The sequence below is a fragment of the Candidatus Nomurabacteria bacterium genome (assembly GCA_016699365.1).
Lineage (GTDB): Bacteria > Patescibacteriota > Minisyncoccia > Phycocordibacterales > UBA9973 > CAZLWF01.
In genome coordinates, this window is sequence record CP064973.1 from 402,656 (window position 1) to 418,664 (window position 16,009).

Here is a 16,009-nt window from a genome sequence, read left to right on the forward strand (position 1 = left end):
TAAAATATGACCTTCAAATATAAAGTTGTTTCAAATACAGGTGAACAAAAAGAGGGCTCAATCGATGCTCAAACAAAAGATTTGGCGATCGCCGCACTTCAGCGTCGTGGTTTTATAGTTGTTTCTATAAAAGGGGAAGAGGACAAAAACCTACTTCAAATGTCAGTCTTTGAACATGTGCCAGCAAAAGACATAGTCATACTTTCTCGTCAGATAGCAACACTTTTCGAAGCACAAGTTTCTGCACTAAAAGCATTTTCACTTCTTGCTTCAAACGTAGAGAACCCGCTACTTTCTAGAAATTTGAATCAAGTAGTAGATGACTTGCAGGCCGGATATTCTATTTCAGGAGCATTGGCAAAACATCCAGATGTGTTTTCAGCTTTTTATGTAAACATGGTAAAAGCTGGAGAAGAGTCTGGAAAATTGAACGACACTTTCAATTTCCTAGCAGACTATCTAGACCGAAACTATGCTCTCACATCGAAAACTCGCAACGCACTCATATATCCAGCGTTCGTTATTTTTACTTTCTTTGTGGTAATGGGGTTGATGTTTACAATAGTTATACCTAAACTCTCTTCTATTATCACAGAAAGTGGTCAGGATATACCTCTGTATACAAAGGTGGTAATCGGTGCGAGTGACTTCTTTGTAAATTATGGATTTTTCATACTAATATTCTTTGTTATTGCTGGAGTATATATCTGGTATCTTTCACGAACTAACTCTGGTAAACAATATCTCGATGGTTTGAAGATATCTTTTCCTGTTATAGGCAAGCTCTTCAAGAAACTTTATCTTGCACGTATTGCTGACAACTTGGATACGATGCTTTCTTCTGGTATATCAATCGTGCGTTCTATAGAAATCACAGGAGACGTTGTTGGAAACCGTGTCTATTCTGAGATTTTAAAAAAAGCTGAAGAAGATGTAAAAGGTGGTTCATCTCTCTCTGATGCATTTGCAAAACACGAACCTATTCCACCGATTTTGGTGCAGATGGTAAAAGTGGGTGAGGAGACTGGGTCTCTAGGAAGTATCTTGAAAACTTTGGCTAAGTTCTACAAACGTGAAGTGGACGATGCAGTTGATACGCTCGTATCACTTATCGAGCCTATTATGATCGTCGCACTTGGTTTGGGTGTTGGTGTGCTCCTAGCATCAGTTCTCGTCCCGATCTACAACATCGCAGGAGGGATATCGTAGAATAAATATAATTAAAACCCCGCATATTGCGGGGTTTTTTTTATTGAATTATGAATTTTTCTGAATGAATAATATGCCCGTTTTGTATGATTTCTGCTTCATATAATCCTGACGGGAATAATGAAATGTTTAACTCGACAATATTATTTTCATCTGTATTCATATTAGACACAGGCTGACCTAAATTATTTACAATAACAATATTAGTATTTGTATTTTTGAAAACACTTAAGTCAATATATATTTTATTGCTAGATGGATTGGGGTAGAGGATGGTATTTTCTACATCAATACCTTCTTTGCATACAATGGATACAGCAATACTGTTTGAATTTTTAAAACAACCAGTTGCTGTTTTTATTACTCTGCATTTGTAGTTTCCGGCTGATGTTGCTGTGTAATTTATATTAGTAGCACCAGTTATTGCTGTGGCACCTTTGTACCACTGGTAGCTTAAGCCCACTCCTTCATTTGCTGTAAGAGTAACACTCTCTCCGGCACAGAAACTTGTCGGTCCTCCTGCTGATATACTTGCTGGCGGATTTTTATTTACTGTTACTATTATTGCGTTTGAAGCTGTGCCTGAGCACTCGTTGGAGCTTATGCAGGTATAAGATCCTGTAGTTGATACGGTTAAAAATTCATTTGTTTCTCCTGATATTGCAACACCATTTTTATACCACTGTACAGCTGTACCTGTATGAGTTGTTGTTAATACAATACTATTGCCTTGGCAAAAAGTGGTAGAACCTAGAGCATTTATAGACACAGAAGGTCCGGTGTCTTCATCGGTGAGTCCATCGCAGTCATCATCTATAGTATTGCAGATTTCGGGGGATGGAATACATTCGCCAAATAATTTTATAACCCAGTAGTCGAAATTACCTATAGAATTTTCAGTTTTATCACCTGAAATATTTGATTGAGACATACCACCTAGTATGTATCCTTTATCAGAAGTTTGTTGTAATGAGAAAAAATAATCATCTCCGCTTCCTCCTATAGTATTTTGCCATTCGATTACACCAGACTCATTAATTTTGACTACCCAGTAATCACTTGATAGAGACGCCTCATTTTTATCCCCGTATATACCAGAGGCTGAAGTTCCTCCAAGAATATAGCCCCCATCTAGTATATTTTTTACAGACAATAAATCATCCGTAGAATTACCTCCTATTGTGTTTTCCCATTCAATAAATCCTTCGGCGCTTAATTTAATAACCCAATAATCAGAGCCTCCAAAATTTATTTCAGTCTTATCGCCTGAGATGCTTGAAAGAGAAATTCCTCCCAGTATATATCCTCCGTCAGGGGTTTGTTGCACAGAATACATTATATCGCTCATGTTTCCTCCTATGGTATTCTGCCATTCAATATTTCCATCATTATTTAATTTAACAACCCAATAGTCGTACATTGAAGATACTTCAGTTTTATCACCAGATATACCAGAGGATGAATTTCCACCTAAAATATATCCTCCATCCACTGTTTGTTGAACTGATTGAAGATTATCATCTCCGCTTCCTCCTATAGTATTTTGCCATTCGATTACACCTGAGCTGTCTAATTTAATAACCCAGTAATCTAAGAATCCAATTAATACTTCAGTTTTATCACCAGATATACCAGAGGATGAATTTCCACCTAAAATATATCCTCCATCCACTGTTTGTTGAACTGATTGAAGATTATCATCTCCGCTTCCTCCTATAGTATTTTGCCATTCGATTACACCTGAGCTGTCTAATTTAATAACCCAGTAATCAGATAAGCCTAAGGATAATTCAGTCTTATCTCCTGAAATACCTGAATAAGAAGATCCACCTAAAATATATCCTCCATCAGAGGTTTGTTTAATAGAGTAAAAAAAGTCTTGACTACTTCCTCCTATGGTATTCTGCCATTCAATATTTCCATCATTCCCCAATTTAATAATCCAATAGTCATCAGATAAAGATATTTCCGTTTTGTCACCCGATATACCAGAGGATGAATTACCTCCTAAAATATACCCACCGTCATATGTCTGTTCTATTGAGTAAAGGCCATCATAGTTTGATCCTCCTATGGTATTCTGCCATTCGATTTCTGGTGCAGTTTCGATATAAGTACTTGGTCTATTTGCATCGATGAAGTCTGTTCCATCAATAATTCCATCACGTTGCATATTAGCAAAAGCAATAGTTGTTTGTTCAGCTGTCATTGTTCCTGCGAAATGAATTCCGCTATTTGCACAAGGTTCAATACAGTCAACTAGTCCTCCGTAACCACCTCTACCGTTATCTCTTGGGTAAAGGATATTTCCATTTCCTGAATAACTGTACAAAGAGTTTCGTATACTAAAATGAAGATGGGGAGACATAGGGGTGCCTCCTCCGGGTGCAGTATAACCTGATCCAATTCTAGCAATTGGCTGACCTCTTGTTACCCATTCACCAATAGATACAGTAAAATCATCAATACTATTACAAATACTTCCATCGGTATTGTTTAGAGTAGTGACGTGATTGTATTCACTTGTATTTATACTGTCGCCTTCATAATAATGCTCTACAACAATAACCCATCCGGAATACGCTGCAACACCTAATCCGCTTGAAATTTTTATATCAACAATAATTCCATTAGCAGAAACAAATATTGTGTCTCCGTTGTCTCCTCCTTCTCGGTTTAAGTCACATCCTGGGTGATCACCTTTACTTGTATTACCAAAGTCACCCTCGTCTCCTGCGCTGAATATTCCAGTACATCCAGTCAAACACTCTCTTTGAGGATTTGCAATTGGATTGTTGGGGTAGAGTGTATTTTGTTCCGGACTAAGATTTTCACTTATCTCGTACTCATTACCTTCGGCTGTGTAACCCCTATCATCAACAGGGTAGTCCCAGCCGTCTACATAAAGAGTGTCCGGTGTTTGCGAAAAGATTGCGGATGCAATTATTAGCATCAACGCAATTAGAAGAATAAACTTTTTCATATTTTATTTTTTTTTTGTTAAAGAAAATTTATTAAATTTTATCTCCAAATTTATATTTTGTCATTTAGAAGTAGTCATTTTTTGTGGATATTTATCCACAACTAGGGGATTTACATAGTAAAAACCCTTTTATGCTATACTTTAGGTATTATAAATAGGTCGCGTCGCAATCGATTAATGAAAGCGGCAAATTTTAAAAAGTTTTATTTTATATGTCACAAAAAAACAAAGGTTTCACACTTATAGAACTCTTGGTTGTTATCGCAATCATCGGTATTCTAGCTTCAGTAGTTTTGGCTTCACTTAACACAGCACGTACAAAAGGTGCAGATGCTGCAGTAAAAGCTAACTTGTCCAATGCTCGTGCACAAGCAGAACTTTTCTATGATGCAAATAGCAATAGTTATGATTCAGTTTGTACAACTGACCTTGCTACTGTAAAAGGTATTGGAGATTCTGTATTAGCAGCTGCTAAAGCTCATACAGGGGCTACAGCTTCTATAGGGGTAGATACAACTGTGTTTAATTACACATCTCAAATCGTTGCTTGTCATGATGACGCAACAGGATGGGCTGCAATTGTAAGTTTGAAAAACCCAACAACTGCAAGTAGTGGATTCTGTGTTGACTCAACTGGTGCTGCTAAAGAAGCGACAACTCTAGCTTCAACTATTGTAACTTGTTAAGTTGAGTCTATTGAAGTTTTAAAAAACACTCCACAATGGAGTGTTTTTTTGTGAAAGATACTCACAGTGCATAGGTGATTCCTGCTATTATATAAGATTGCTTATGATACAATTAATATATTGTTAATAATTTTTTTACCATGAAAAAAGACAAATACACAAAAGGTTTTACACTCTTGGAATTACTTATTGTGATTGTAATTATCGGCCTACTTTCTGCCATAATTATGGGTGCCTTGAATAGTGCTAGAGCAAATAGTCGTGATTCTAAAGATATCACCGAACTTAAATCAGTAGTAAATGCACTAAATCTATATTTTAGTACAAACGGATATTATCCTGCTGTAGCAACATCTCTAGTTCCAACATATATTCCAGTTATGCCTTCAAATATATACTACACCGGCTTGAGTGGTTCAGCTGGACAGTGCGCCTCTTATCATGTAGGTGTTTCTTTGGAAAAAAACAATGTAGTCCTTAATACAGACCGAGATCTACTTTCTACGACTGCAGGTCTTGTGGGGACAGGCTATACAAACCTTTGTGGTAATACAAATGGATTGAACGCTAGCTCTATCAGAGGTGATGATGCGCAGTCTTGTAAAGGTACAGTAGTAGAGCCTGCTGGTGGAAAATGTTTTGATCTTGTACCGTAAAAAATAAATGTATACCTTCTTACCAATATTTATAATATTTATTTTAGGACTCTTTATCGGGAGCTTTCTTAATGTTGTTATATACAGATATCAGACCGGCTGGGGACTTGGCGGCAGATCTATGTGTTTGTCATGCGGCAAGACACTTCATTGGTATGAGCTTTTTCCAATTTTCAGTTATATATTTTTGCGTGGTAAGTGTTCAGTTTGTAAATCAAAAATTTCTATTCAGTATCCACTTGTTGAAATATCAACAGCTTTTATCTTTGTCTTTTTAGCCAATAAATTTCTATCTTCTGAAGTGGTATCTTTTGTAACTGTCGCTCCGCTCATATACTCTATGTTTATGGCATCGCTTCTTATAGTGATAGCTGTGTACGATATTCGACACAAGATTATTCCCAACGCACTTGTATATACTTTTATCCTATTTGCTTTTCTAGGAATGTTTACAAATGTATATGGGATTGTTGCTCCAGCTCCGATAGATGCATTTGCTGGAATACTCTTACCTTTACCTTTTTATCTACTTTGGCTTTTGTCAAAAGGTAGACTCATGGGGTTTGGTGACCTGAAGCTTATGATGGGAATGGGATTCTTTTTAGGTTTATCAAATGGAGTAGCGGCACTCATGATATCTTTTTGGGTTGGTGCAGTTGTATCAATACTCCTTCTTCTAGCAAAACACTCTCGATATACTATGAAGAGTGAAGTTCCTTTTGGTCCGTTTTTAGTATTCGGTACATTGTTTGTTTATGTTTTTGAAACATCTTTCCAAACGCTTTCTATTTTTTTGAGTAATTTATTTTTCTAAATGAAGGTAAATAAAAACAATTATAAATACACAAGAGGGATGACATTCATAGAGCTTATAGTGGTTTTGTCTATAGTCGGGATTATATCTAGTGTCACACTCTTGAATTTCTCTGATTTCTCTACCAGGGCATCACTCCAAAATCTTTCTCAAGATATTGCTCTTCATATTAAAAAAGCTCAGACCAATGCAATATCTGGAAGATTGACTGGAGGTTTAGATACAGGCCAGCCGCCTGCTTATGGAATTTATTTCAACATGGATACGCCAGAGTCTTTTATTTACTTTAGAGATTTGGGTTCTCCTAGAAATTTCTTGTTTGATGGTAACTGTGATAATCCTGGTGAGCTCGGGGTTGAGTGTTTATCTACAACAACAATCCAGTCAAATGACGCAATATCTGATATTTGTACACACGATGGGTCTTGTGGTTACGAGGATTTATCAGTTACATACGTTAGACCTTTTCCAGAGCCAAAAATTTATGGAACAAAATTTGATACTTTATACGAATTACCATCAGGTGCAAAAATAGAAATAATTTCTCCAAAAGGAATAAATATGAATATTTCTATATGGCCAACAGGGCAGATCAGTGTTTCTGACGGTGCTGTTGATGCATGTGGTGGAGGAGGAGTAGCTTGTTAATTTATATGAAATACAAAAATCATAAAAATAAAAATTCTGGATTTACGATTATTGAGATTGTTATAGCAGTAGGTCTTTTTACTGTTGTGATGATTATTGGTATTGGAGCAGTTTTAAAAGTAAATCAAATTCATAAAAAAACAACTGATACTAGACAGGCAATAGACAGCATGCACTTTGTTCTAGAAGATATGTCTAGAAATATTAGACTAGGAAGTTTTTATAATTGTAGAGCATCTATCGGAGGTTTAGGGGAAACAGAAGATTGTCCGTTTGAGGAAGGTATAACCCCATACCAATCTATGGCTTTTGAGAGAGTAAATGGCAACCCTGCTGATGATGGTGACCAGGTTGTGTATAGAATTGTAGAGGTATCTGGTACTGGAATATATAAGCTGGTAAAGGGCACTGGTATTGCTTGTGCTACTTCTCCTACAGGTAGTGGATGTCTTGATTTGACCCCGTATTCTGTACACATAGATCCAAACAAATCCGGTTTCAATATTGAAAACGCAGAAAATCCAAACCCATTGCTCGGTGATGGAACACAACCAAGAGTTATTATCCGATTAGCTGGAGATATAGTTTATCAAGATATAGTGACTCCTTTTTCAGTCCAGACAACTATATCTCAAAGACAAATTGATTTCTAAAATATATGCATAAAATTTTTTCAAAAATAAACAAAGAAAAAAATAGCAACCAAGGTTTTACTATTGTAGAGACTCTTGTAGCTTTGGCTATATTTTCTTCATCAATTGTTTTTTTGATAGTTGTTTCAAGTGGTGGTGTATCAAATACCACACTAGCGAAGTCTAGGCTTACAGCCTCATACTTGGCCCAAGAGGGAGTAGAGATTGTTCGCAATCTCAGAGATACTTCAGTTATAGCTGATCCTTCAGGTGAGGGATGGTCTACTTTCATATCAAGTACTAGTTCTTGTACAGGAACTCAAGGTTGTAATATAGATCCATCAAGTCTAGATATTTGTGCATGTACTGGCTCCACTTGTAATATTCCATACTCAGAAGCTTCAGGATATTTCGGATATGACCAGAGTCATGCTTGCGACCTGCCTAGTGGTTCAATTGCTTCGCCTTTTACTAGAACAATATTTATTTTGCAAATTCCAGAAACTACAGCAAACGATGTTTTGGTTACTAGTAAAGTTACTTGGTATCAAGGTGTTTCAGAACAGACAATTACTTATCAAAATATATTGATGGATTGGCAGCCTCATATAAGTGCAATATAAAATATGAAAATATTTATTAAACAAATAAAAAAAGCAGACAAAAATCAGGGTGGTTTCGTCGTACTTTTTACAGTTTTGATATCAGTGATTGTTTTAGTTTTAGCAACTGGAATATTTAATATAGCTTTAAAAGAAACTGAACTTACCATATCTGCAAAAGAATCTAACTTAGCATTTTATGCAGCAGACGCTGGTAGTGAGTGTGCACTTTACTATGACCTTAAAGAAAACGCTTTCAATCCAATTTCTCCAATAACACCAGAGTGTAGAGACGGCGTCGTGTCTAATTTTGAGACTATCTCTCCAACATTATTTACATTTGAATTCGACCTATCTCCTCGTAGCTGTGCGACAATTGAAGTCAATAAAAATTTTGACATAGATGGTGCTAGTTTCACACGTATAATATCTCAAGGGTATAACATAGATTGCGCACAATTGGATTCATTTGATACAAATCGTATAGTCGAGAGACTCTTGGAAGTAAAATATCCAAATCCAGTAGCTGCGGTTCCAGACGGTGGTTTTGTCGAAGCCGGCGAAGCACCAGCCCCAGAGGGCGGAGTAGTTGATGATGGGGCGGGCGCAGGGGTACTCTAGATTCGAATATTTTTTGGATAATACATATATCACGAGGTATACTCATAAGTACAGGACACGCTCCTGTACTTTTCCATTATGGATAAAAATGAAGCTGAAAAAAGAATAAAAGCCCTCAGGAGAGAGATTGTTGATTTGCGTCATAAATATCATGTACTAAATGATCCGACAGTTACCGATGATATATATGATTCGCTGACCAAAGAGCTCAGGAGCCTGGAATCAAAATTTCCAGATTTTAAACTTGATATTGAAAATGATCCTCTAAGTAGAGTTGCTGGCGAGCCACTAGATAAATTTGAAAAAGTTACTCACAAGAAGCGCATGCTCTCACTGCAGGATGTTTTTTCAGTTTCAGAACTTGAAGATTGGGAAGAGCGTGCAAAGAAAATAATAAAAGATGAGAATCCGACTTACTTTGCTGAATTGAAATTCGACGGTTTGGCAGTGTCTTTGTTTTATGAAAACGGAAAACTTGTATATGGTGCAACCCGCGGTGACGGATATATAGGAGAGAATATAACAAACAATATAAAGATGATTTCTGATATACCTCTTGATCTAGGTAAAAATACACCAAAAGTTATAGAGGTGCGAGGGGAGATAGTTATGTCGAAAAAGACTCTAATAAGACTGAACAAAGAAAATGAATCTTTGGGTAAGCAAAAATTTGCAAACACTAGAAATGCAGCTGCTGGAAGTATGCGCCAGCTTGACCCAAAAATTGCAAAAGAGCGCAATTTGAATTTTTTTGCATATGATATTGCACAGCTTAGTGAAGATTATGCTAAAAAAATAAAACTTCACTCCGATGAACACAGGTTGCTAGTAGCACTCGGATTTCCAGTTAGTGAGTACGAACGTAAATGTAAAAATATAAAAGAATTAGAAAATTTTATTGATGAAATATCAAAAGTTAGAGATAGTTTGCCTTTTGGTACGGACGGGGTAGTTGTATCTATAAACGAATCCAGCCTCCAAGACAGACTTGGTGTTGTGGGTAAGGCCCCTCGTTATATGTGTGCCTTCAAATATCCAGCTGAAAAAGCTACAACCAAAGTTCTTGATATTACGGTACAAGTTGGTCGTACTGGAGTACTTACTCCGCTTGCTCATTTTGAACCTACTCTCGTTTCAGGTTCTACTGTTTCGAAAGCAACATTGCACAATATGGATCAGATAGAGCGCTTGGGTCTAAAAGTTGGCGATACAGTTGTTATACAAAAAGCGGGTGATGTGATACCAGAGGTTGTAGAAGTGTTGGTCAATCTGCGCGATGGAAAAGAAAAATCTTTTAAGATGCCTCTAAAGTGTCCTGTGTGCGGAGGTGGTATCGATAAAAAAGAAGGTCAAGGTGGTAAGTCAGTAGCGTATTATTGTGCAAACAAAAGATGTCCTGCAAAAGAAACACGTGGTCTTGTGCATTTCGTGAGTGCTTTCGATATTTATACTATTGGTCCGAAAATCATTGAACGCTTGCAAGACGAAGGTCTTATCACTGATGCAGCAGATTTGTTTGCTCTTACAGAAGCAGACCTGTCTGGTCTTGAGCGCTTTGGAGAAAAGTCTGCAGCAAATATCATAGGAAATATATCTGAGAAGAAGAATCCTCCACTTGATCGCTTCATCATGTCGCTTGGAATTATACATGTGGGCGAAGAAACTGCTCGGGATCTTGCAGGACACTTTGTAAATTTGAAGAAATTTTTAAATGCAAAAGAGTCTGATCTGGATCATATAGAAAACATTGGTCCAGCTGTTACCGAGAGTATACTTTCATATCTATCTGATTCATACCACCAGAAATTTATTCAAAAACTTTTAGATAATGGAGTAAAACCAAAAGAATACAAAAAGGCGATAGGAAAATTCTCCGGGCTTATTTTTGTTCTAACAGGGACACTCCCGACACTTTCTCGTGAAGAGGCAAAGAAAATGATTATCGACAATGGTGGTAAAGTGGCAAGTTCTGTTTCAAAAGCAACAAATTTTGTTCTGGCAGGGGAGAGTGCGGGGTCAAAGCTTGCGGGAGCACAAAAACTTGGAGTTAAAATTATAGAGGAAGATGAATTTCTAAAAATGGCAAAATAAAATCGCCATTTACGGCGATTGGTTTAAGTCCGAGTTTTAAGCAGGAAATCAAGCAAGACCCATACTTTGCTGAATTCTTGTCTACGTAATTCAGTAAGTTCTTCACTCATTAAAACTGCTTTTAAAAATATATCGTGCGTGAATACGTTGAGCTCCGTTGCAAGTCGACTAATAAAAGTCATTTGTATGCCACATGGATCATCTATTGGTGTTTCATCAATTTCATTTATAACTGATATATCGATCGCAGTTCTTTGCGCTAACTGCTCGATGGTCATATTTCGCACGGAGCAGTAATGTTCAATTGCTTTCTTTAAGTTTTTCATTCTAGTATTTTTTCTTTAATCTATCATAAAAGATTGATTTGTCAAATGAAATAATAATCAAAATAAGCTATAATTTGGGGATGCAAAAGGCAGATATAGACAAATTGGCCACACTGGCGCGCCTCGACATGAGTGATTCCGAGAAGGAAAGCTTACTTGGGGACTTTGGTGCAATACTTGAATACATAGACCAGATCAGCTCTGTAAATGTTTCTAGTACTTCTGATATCCAAAATAATACTTTAAACGTGGTACGTGAAGATGTGGCTATTCGTGCTGATGAAAATACTCTTGGATTGATTTCTGAGAATTTACCTGAAAGCACAGATGGATTCCTAAAAGTAAAACAGATTTTGTAATATGAAAATTGATTTAAATTCTCTAACAATACAAATTGCGCATGATGCAATAAAAGCGGGCGAGTATTCTGCTCGAGATTTGGCAAATGCGTATTTGGAACAAATTGAAAATAAAAACAAAGATCTCAATATATACATTGAAGTTTTTTCTGATGTATTAGAACAAGCTGATAGGGCAGATGAAATGTTCAGGTCAGGTTCCGCAACTCTACTTACAGGTATTCCGATTGCTCTAAAAGACAATATGCTCATTAGTGGAAAATCTGCAACCTGTGGATCACAAATACTAAGTGGGTATGTTGCAAGTTACGATTCTACTGTTGCAAAAACTCTAAAAGAAAATGGCGCTGTAATACTTGGGCGTACAAATATGGATGAATTTGCTATGGGAAGTTCTTCAGAGACTTCTTTTTATGGTGTTCCAAAAAATCCATATGATACTTCTCGTGTACCAGGAGGATCTTCTGGTGGGTCGTCTGCAGCTGTAGCGGCAAACATGGCACTGGCAACTCTCGGTTCAGACACAGGAGGTTCTATTCGACAACCCGCAGCATTTTGCGGAGTAGTAGGTCTCAAGCCTACATACAGCACAATCTCCCGCTATGGAATAATCGCGCTTGCAAGTTCGCTTGATCAGGTTGGTCCATTTACACGAAATGTAGATGATACGAAAATACTTTTTGATACTCTAAGTGTACCAGACAAATCAGAGGCTACTTCTATTAGCGCAGAAAATCGTAAAGTTAATTTTGCAAATACAAAAAAAATTGGTATTCCGAGAGACTTTTTGACTGGATTGAATCCTGAGGTAGAAAGAAATTTCAATGAATCAATTGAGCATTTAAAATCTCTTGGTTATGAAATTGTTGACGTATCACTACCTCTTATAAAGTATTCACTTGCTGTGTATTATATTATTCAGCCAGCTGAAGCGTCTTCTAATCTGGCGCGTTTTGATGGAGTACGCTACGGACTTCGTAGTGAAGGAAAAAATCTTGAAGAAGTTTATTCAAAGACTCGCGGAACTGGATTCGGCAAGGAGACGCGTCGTCGCATCCTGCTTGGAACATATGTACTTTCACATGGATATTATGATGCGTATTACAACAAAGCCCTACTGCTTCAAAAAGAAATCACAAATGAATTAAAAAATATTTTTAAAAGCGTGGATTTTATCTTTACACCCACAACAGCAACAGGTGCATTCAAAATAGGAGAGAAGTCCGACCCTGTTTCTATGTATCTGTCTGATATTTTTACAGTGCCAGCAAACATCGCAGGTACTCCAGCTATATCAGTACCTTCAGGATTTACATCCGAAGGATTACCAATTGGTATGCAATTCATGGGAGCGCATTTTAGTGAACAAGAACTTTTTGAAGTCGCGAAAAAGTTTGAAGATAAAACTGGCTTTAACAGACCTGTGTTAGAATAGTTTTATGGCAGCAGCTCCAAAACCAAAACCAAAAGCCGGAGGAGGAAGTGGAATAGGACCAATACCTTGGGTTATTATCTCTGTGTTAGGAATATTGGCTGTAATAGTATTTTTGGGCCAAGGTGTGAGAGTAAGTGGTGGCTCTGCTTTTCCAACATATTTAAATGTTGAGTATCTTTTCTACAGGATTGTTAAATTACTTGAAATTCTCTGGGATGCTATTGTAAATGGAGGAATATTCAATTTCTTTTCTATTGTATTAGGAATCATAGGTGTACTGATGGCTGTTTTGATTGCGTATACATACTTGCGTATAAAAGAAATTGAAGATGCAAAGCATCATGAGCTTGAAAAAGAGGGTGTAGAGCCAGAACCTGTTGTACAAAAACAAAATGAACGTTGGGAGTCTATAGAGCGACATATGGATACTGAGAGTGAGGCAGAATGGCGCCAAGCAATACTTGAGGCAGATATAATACTCGATGACATGGTTGCACGTATGGGTTATAAAGGCGAGAATCTTGGTGAGAGATTGAAAAATGTAGAGCCTAGTGATTTCAAAACTTTGCAAAACGCATGGGAAGCTCACAAAGTTCGCAACCGTATTGCACACGATGGATCAGAATATGTACTTTCACGTCACGAAGCAAAAAGAGTAATCGAACTGTACAAATCTGTTTTCCAAGAGTTTGAATATATATAAAATAAAAAGCACCTTAAAGGTGCTTTTTATTTTGCGCGACCGACCGGACTTGAACCGGCAACCTCCCGCGTGACAGGCGGGTGCTCTAACCAGTTGAGCTACGATCGCATTTTTATTTTCCGAACACAAATATAAATGTCCGTGTGTCGGAGGTGGGGATCGAACCCACGACCCCAGGCTTATGAGTCCTGTGCTCTACCGACTGAGCTACCCCGACATTTTCCAGTTTCAAAGCCTGGATTGTTGCGGGGGGACGATTCGAACGTCCGTCTTCAGGTTATGAGCCTGATGAGATAACCACTTCTCTACCCCGCTATATAAAAAATTGCCTTTTCTAAGACAAAGGTATTGTACCTAAATAGGGTATTTTTGCAACCCGCAAGGTGTTTTTAACCTTTATAAACATTATTTTTCTCTGCTATACTAAAATTACATGAAGCATATAGGACTTATAGCTATAGGGGGTTTTGCTGGACTACTCATAGTTTCTGCTTTTCCAAATATTTTTCCTAATAATTTTGACAATAGATCACTTACTGGTTTTTCTGCGGGTGCATTGAATTCTTGGCGAGCACAAGGCGGATTCAAGACTGATTATAATATTGGTTCAAAAAGTACAGACATAAGTTATATTCAAAGTTATTTACAAGGATTATATCCTGATATTGTTGTTAAATCGGATGGGGTTTTGGGTAAGATTACCTCATCTACTTTAATCAGATTTCAAGAAGATGAAGAAATTCCTCTCACAGGAGTTGTCGATAGCAAGACACGTGAAGCTTTCAATGAGGTTCTCTTGTCTGAGTTATGCCCAAAAGTTTCTGGCGAAGATGTAGATTTACTTTTTGCCATAAACAAGAAAAATAAAGTTAGTTCTGAATTTATTCCTAGCAACTTAGTTGTTTTACCAGATTACACTAATCCAAATGGAATTATCTGTTTGAAAGATATTGCAAGTGAGGCTTATATAAAAATGTTTGATGATGCAAAAAAAGAAAACATAACACTTGGTATTACTTCAGGTTTTAGAAAATATGAAATCCAAGATTATCTTTTCAATCTTTATACAGAAACTATGGGTCTTGCAGAGGCGTCGCGAGTGAGTGCTCTGCCAGGGCACTCTGAGCATCAGCTTGGTACTACTATGGACTTAACTGGATCATCGATCGGTTTTGCATCCACAAGCAAGCTAATGTCTAGTAATATAGAAGGTAATTGGTTAGAGCAAAACGCGTACAAATATGGTTTTGTAATGTCTTATCCAGAAGACAAGGAAAGTATTACGGGTTATTCATATGAACCATGGCACTACAGATATGTTGGCGTAGAAGTTGCCGAAGCAGTGAAAGATTCAGGATTAACTTTAGGTGAATATTTACAAATAATTTAATATTCTAATTGTAAAACGCTTTTATTTTGCTATACTTTTTGCGTTTATACAAAAGCCCACGTAGCTCAGTTGGTAGAGCACGTTCATGGTAAGAACGAGGTCATCGGTTCAATCCCGGTCGTGGGCTCAAAAGTCAGTATTTACACTAAACATGTAGTGTGGTAGAGTTTAGAAAATTTACAAATGTGAACGAAGAAAGAAAGTCTACAATTGAGGATCAGATTCTCAATAAATTGTTCACTATAGGAGGGATTATAAAAAACGGAGATTTGCCTGATCGGGAAAAAGAGAAGATCTTGCATATTTTAGAGCAAGTTACGAAAGGCAATTTTGACCTTGTGTTAAAAGATTCTGCAGACAGGAGAGAGACTATTGTCGAAGGGGTTGCAAAACTTCTAGTAGATGAGCCTCATGCTTGTATTGCAGTAATCGGTACAGGGAAAAACAAGCTCCATGTTTTGAAGGCTATAGCAAAATCTTATGGATTGAGTGATAGAAATATTGAAATCGTAAACGGTTTCGAACATTCACATAACATTCCTGTTGATGAGCTAAGAGGGCACAAATGGAAAGGTGTTCTACTTGGTCCAGTTCCGCATTCTATTCATGGCGTGGGTGGCCACACAAGTCTTTTTGATTTTGTAAAAGATAGTGTGGGCAAACCAGTCGTTCTAATGAAGACGAATTCGGACAGTGGCGAGGTCAAGGTCACAAAATCCTCTTTTAAGGTTGGTCTCGAAGATTTGCTTTACAAGATAATCACTTCTACAGTGTAAAAACCCCGAATTTCGGGGTTTTAATTTTGCCTATTAAAGCATTTGAACTGTATATGAAATATTTCGAGTTCAATTCTC

16 protein-coding genes and 4 tRNA genes are annotated in these 16,009 nt (G+C 37.2%); 15 read left to right on the forward strand and 5 right to left on the reverse strand.

The genetic code is table 11. From position 1 onward, the window contains the following. Positions 1-6 precede the first annotated feature (6 nt). Complete coding sequence (locus tag IPJ63_02290) at positions 7-1,209, forward strand: type II secretion system F family protein (protein QQR76315.1); 1,203 nt, start codon at positions 7-9, stop codon at positions 1,207-1,209. 40 nt (positions 1,210-1,249) lie between these two features. On the opposite strand, the gene IPJ63_02295 is transcribed toward IPJ63_02290, so the two are convergent. After that, positions 1,250-4,192, reverse strand: coding sequence for a peptidoglycan DD-metalloendopeptidase family protein (locus tag IPJ63_02295; GenBank protein QQR76316.1), 2,943 nt, complete (start codon positions 4,190-4,192; stop codon positions 1,250-1,252). A gap of 212 nt (positions 4,193-4,404) precedes the next feature. On the opposite strand from IPJ63_02295, the gene IPJ63_02300 reads away from it, so the two are divergent. The 8 genes from IPJ63_02300 (at position 4,405) to ligA (ending at position 10,942) form a co-directional block, all read left to right on the forward strand. Next, positions 4,405-4,878, forward strand: a complete 474-nt coding sequence (locus tag IPJ63_02300) for a type II secretion system protein (protein QQR76317.1) — start codon at positions 4,405-4,407, stop codon at positions 4,876-4,878. Between the two features lie 140 nt (positions 4,879-5,018). After that, positions 5,019-5,534, forward strand: coding sequence for a prepilin-type N-terminal cleavage/methylation domain-containing protein (locus tag IPJ63_02305; protein ID QQR76318.1), 516 nt, complete (start codon positions 5,019-5,021; stop codon positions 5,532-5,534). A gap of 7 nt (positions 5,535-5,541) precedes the next feature. Then, positions 5,542-6,348: a prepilin peptidase gene (locus IPJ63_02310; protein ID QQR76319.1), complete on the forward strand. Its 807-nt coding sequence runs from the start codon at positions 5,542-5,544 to the stop codon at positions 6,346-6,348. Next, positions 6,349-6,996 carry a type II secretion system protein gene (locus tag IPJ63_02315; protein QQR76320.1) on the forward strand — a complete coding sequence of 216 codons (648 nt, stop codon included), beginning with the start codon at positions 6,349-6,351 and terminating at the stop codon, positions 6,994-6,996. It abuts the gene before it with no gap. A gap of 5 nt (positions 6,997-7,001) precedes the next feature. Then, positions 7,002-7,649, forward strand: coding sequence for a prepilin-type N-terminal cleavage/methylation domain-containing protein (locus IPJ63_02320; protein QQR76321.1), 648 nt, complete (start codon positions 7,002-7,004; stop codon positions 7,647-7,649). A gap of 5 nt (positions 7,650-7,654) precedes the next feature. Beyond that, positions 7,655-8,251 carry a prepilin-type N-terminal cleavage/methylation domain-containing protein gene (locus tag IPJ63_02325; GenBank protein QQR76322.1) on the forward strand — a complete coding sequence of 199 codons (597 nt, stop codon included), beginning with the start codon at positions 7,655-7,657 and terminating at the stop codon, positions 8,249-8,251. Between the two features lie 3 nt (positions 8,252-8,254). Continuing rightward, positions 8,255-8,851 (forward strand): hypothetical protein, encoded by a 597-nt coding sequence (locus IPJ63_02330; GenBank protein ID QQR76323.1) that lies wholly within the window; start codon positions 8,255-8,257, stop codon positions 8,849-8,851. 78 nt (positions 8,852-8,929) lie between these two features. After that, the gene (gene ligA / locus IPJ63_02335) at positions 8,930-10,942 is read left to right on the forward strand and encodes an NAD-dependent DNA ligase LigA (protein QQR76324.1); all 2,013 of its coding nucleotides are present in this window, start codon (positions 8,930-8,932) and stop codon (positions 10,940-10,942) included. A gap of 23 nt (positions 10,943-10,965) precedes the next feature. Here ligA and IPJ63_02340 read toward each other — a convergent pair whose 3' ends face one another. After that, positions 10,966-11,220 carry a hypothetical protein gene (locus IPJ63_02340; GenBank protein ID QQR76325.1) on the reverse strand — a complete coding sequence of 85 codons (255 nt, stop codon included), beginning with the start codon at positions 11,218-11,220 and terminating at the stop codon, positions 10,966-10,968. A 128-nt stretch (positions 11,221-11,348) separates the two neighbouring features. On the opposite strand from IPJ63_02340, the gene gatC reads away from it, so the two are divergent. Genes gatC through IPJ63_02355 form a run of 3 tightly spaced genes read left to right on the forward strand, consistent with a single transcriptional unit; the run spans position 11,349 to position 13,765 of the window. Continuing rightward, positions 11,349-11,627, forward strand: coding sequence for an Asp-tRNA(Asn)/Glu-tRNA(Gln) amidotransferase subunit GatC (gatC, locus tag IPJ63_02345; protein ID QQR76326.1), 279 nt, complete (start codon positions 11,349-11,351; stop codon positions 11,625-11,627). Position 11,628: 1 nt separating this feature from the next. Then, positions 11,629-13,062, forward strand: a complete 1,434-nt coding sequence (gatA, locus tag IPJ63_02350; GenBank protein ID QQR76327.1) for an Asp-tRNA(Asn)/Glu-tRNA(Gln) amidotransferase subunit GatA — start codon at positions 11,629-11,631, stop codon at positions 13,060-13,062. Positions 13,063-13,066: 4 nt separating this feature from the next. Further along, a complete protein-coding gene (locus IPJ63_02355; GenBank protein ID QQR76328.1) occupies positions 13,067-13,765 on the forward strand; it encodes a hypothetical protein in 699 nt (232 codons plus the stop codon). Between the two features lie 34 nt (positions 13,766-13,799). On the opposite strand, the gene IPJ63_02360 is transcribed toward IPJ63_02355, so the two are convergent. The 3 genes from IPJ63_02360 to IPJ63_02370 form a co-directional block, all read right to left on the reverse strand. Beyond that, positions 13,800-13,873: transfer RNA gene (locus tag IPJ63_02360), tRNA-Asp, on the reverse strand. A 36-nt stretch (positions 13,874-13,909) separates the two neighbouring features. Beyond that, positions 13,910-13,982 (reverse strand) — tRNA-Met (locus tag IPJ63_02365). A 26-nt stretch (positions 13,983-14,008) separates the two neighbouring features. Next, positions 14,009-14,080, reverse strand: a tRNA-Met gene (locus IPJ63_02370). Positions 14,081-14,198: 118 nt separating this feature from the next. Here IPJ63_02370 and IPJ63_02375 point away from each other — a divergent pair. The 3 genes from IPJ63_02375 to IPJ63_02385 all read left to right on the forward strand — a co-directional run bounded on the left by IPJ63_02375 (position 14,199) and on the right by IPJ63_02385 (position 15,931). Beyond that, a complete protein-coding gene (locus tag IPJ63_02375; protein QQR76329.1) occupies positions 14,199-15,155 on the forward strand; it encodes a D-alanyl-D-alanine carboxypeptidase family protein in 957 nt (318 codons plus the stop codon). Between the two features lie 54 nt (positions 15,156-15,209). Next, positions 15,210-15,282: transfer RNA gene (locus IPJ63_02380), tRNA-Thr, on the forward strand. Between the two features lie 58 nt (positions 15,283-15,340). After that, positions 15,341-15,931: a hypothetical protein gene (locus IPJ63_02385; GenBank protein QQR76330.1), complete on the forward strand. Its 591-nt coding sequence runs from the start codon at positions 15,341-15,343 to the stop codon at positions 15,929-15,931. Positions 15,932-16,009: the final 78 nt, after the last annotated feature.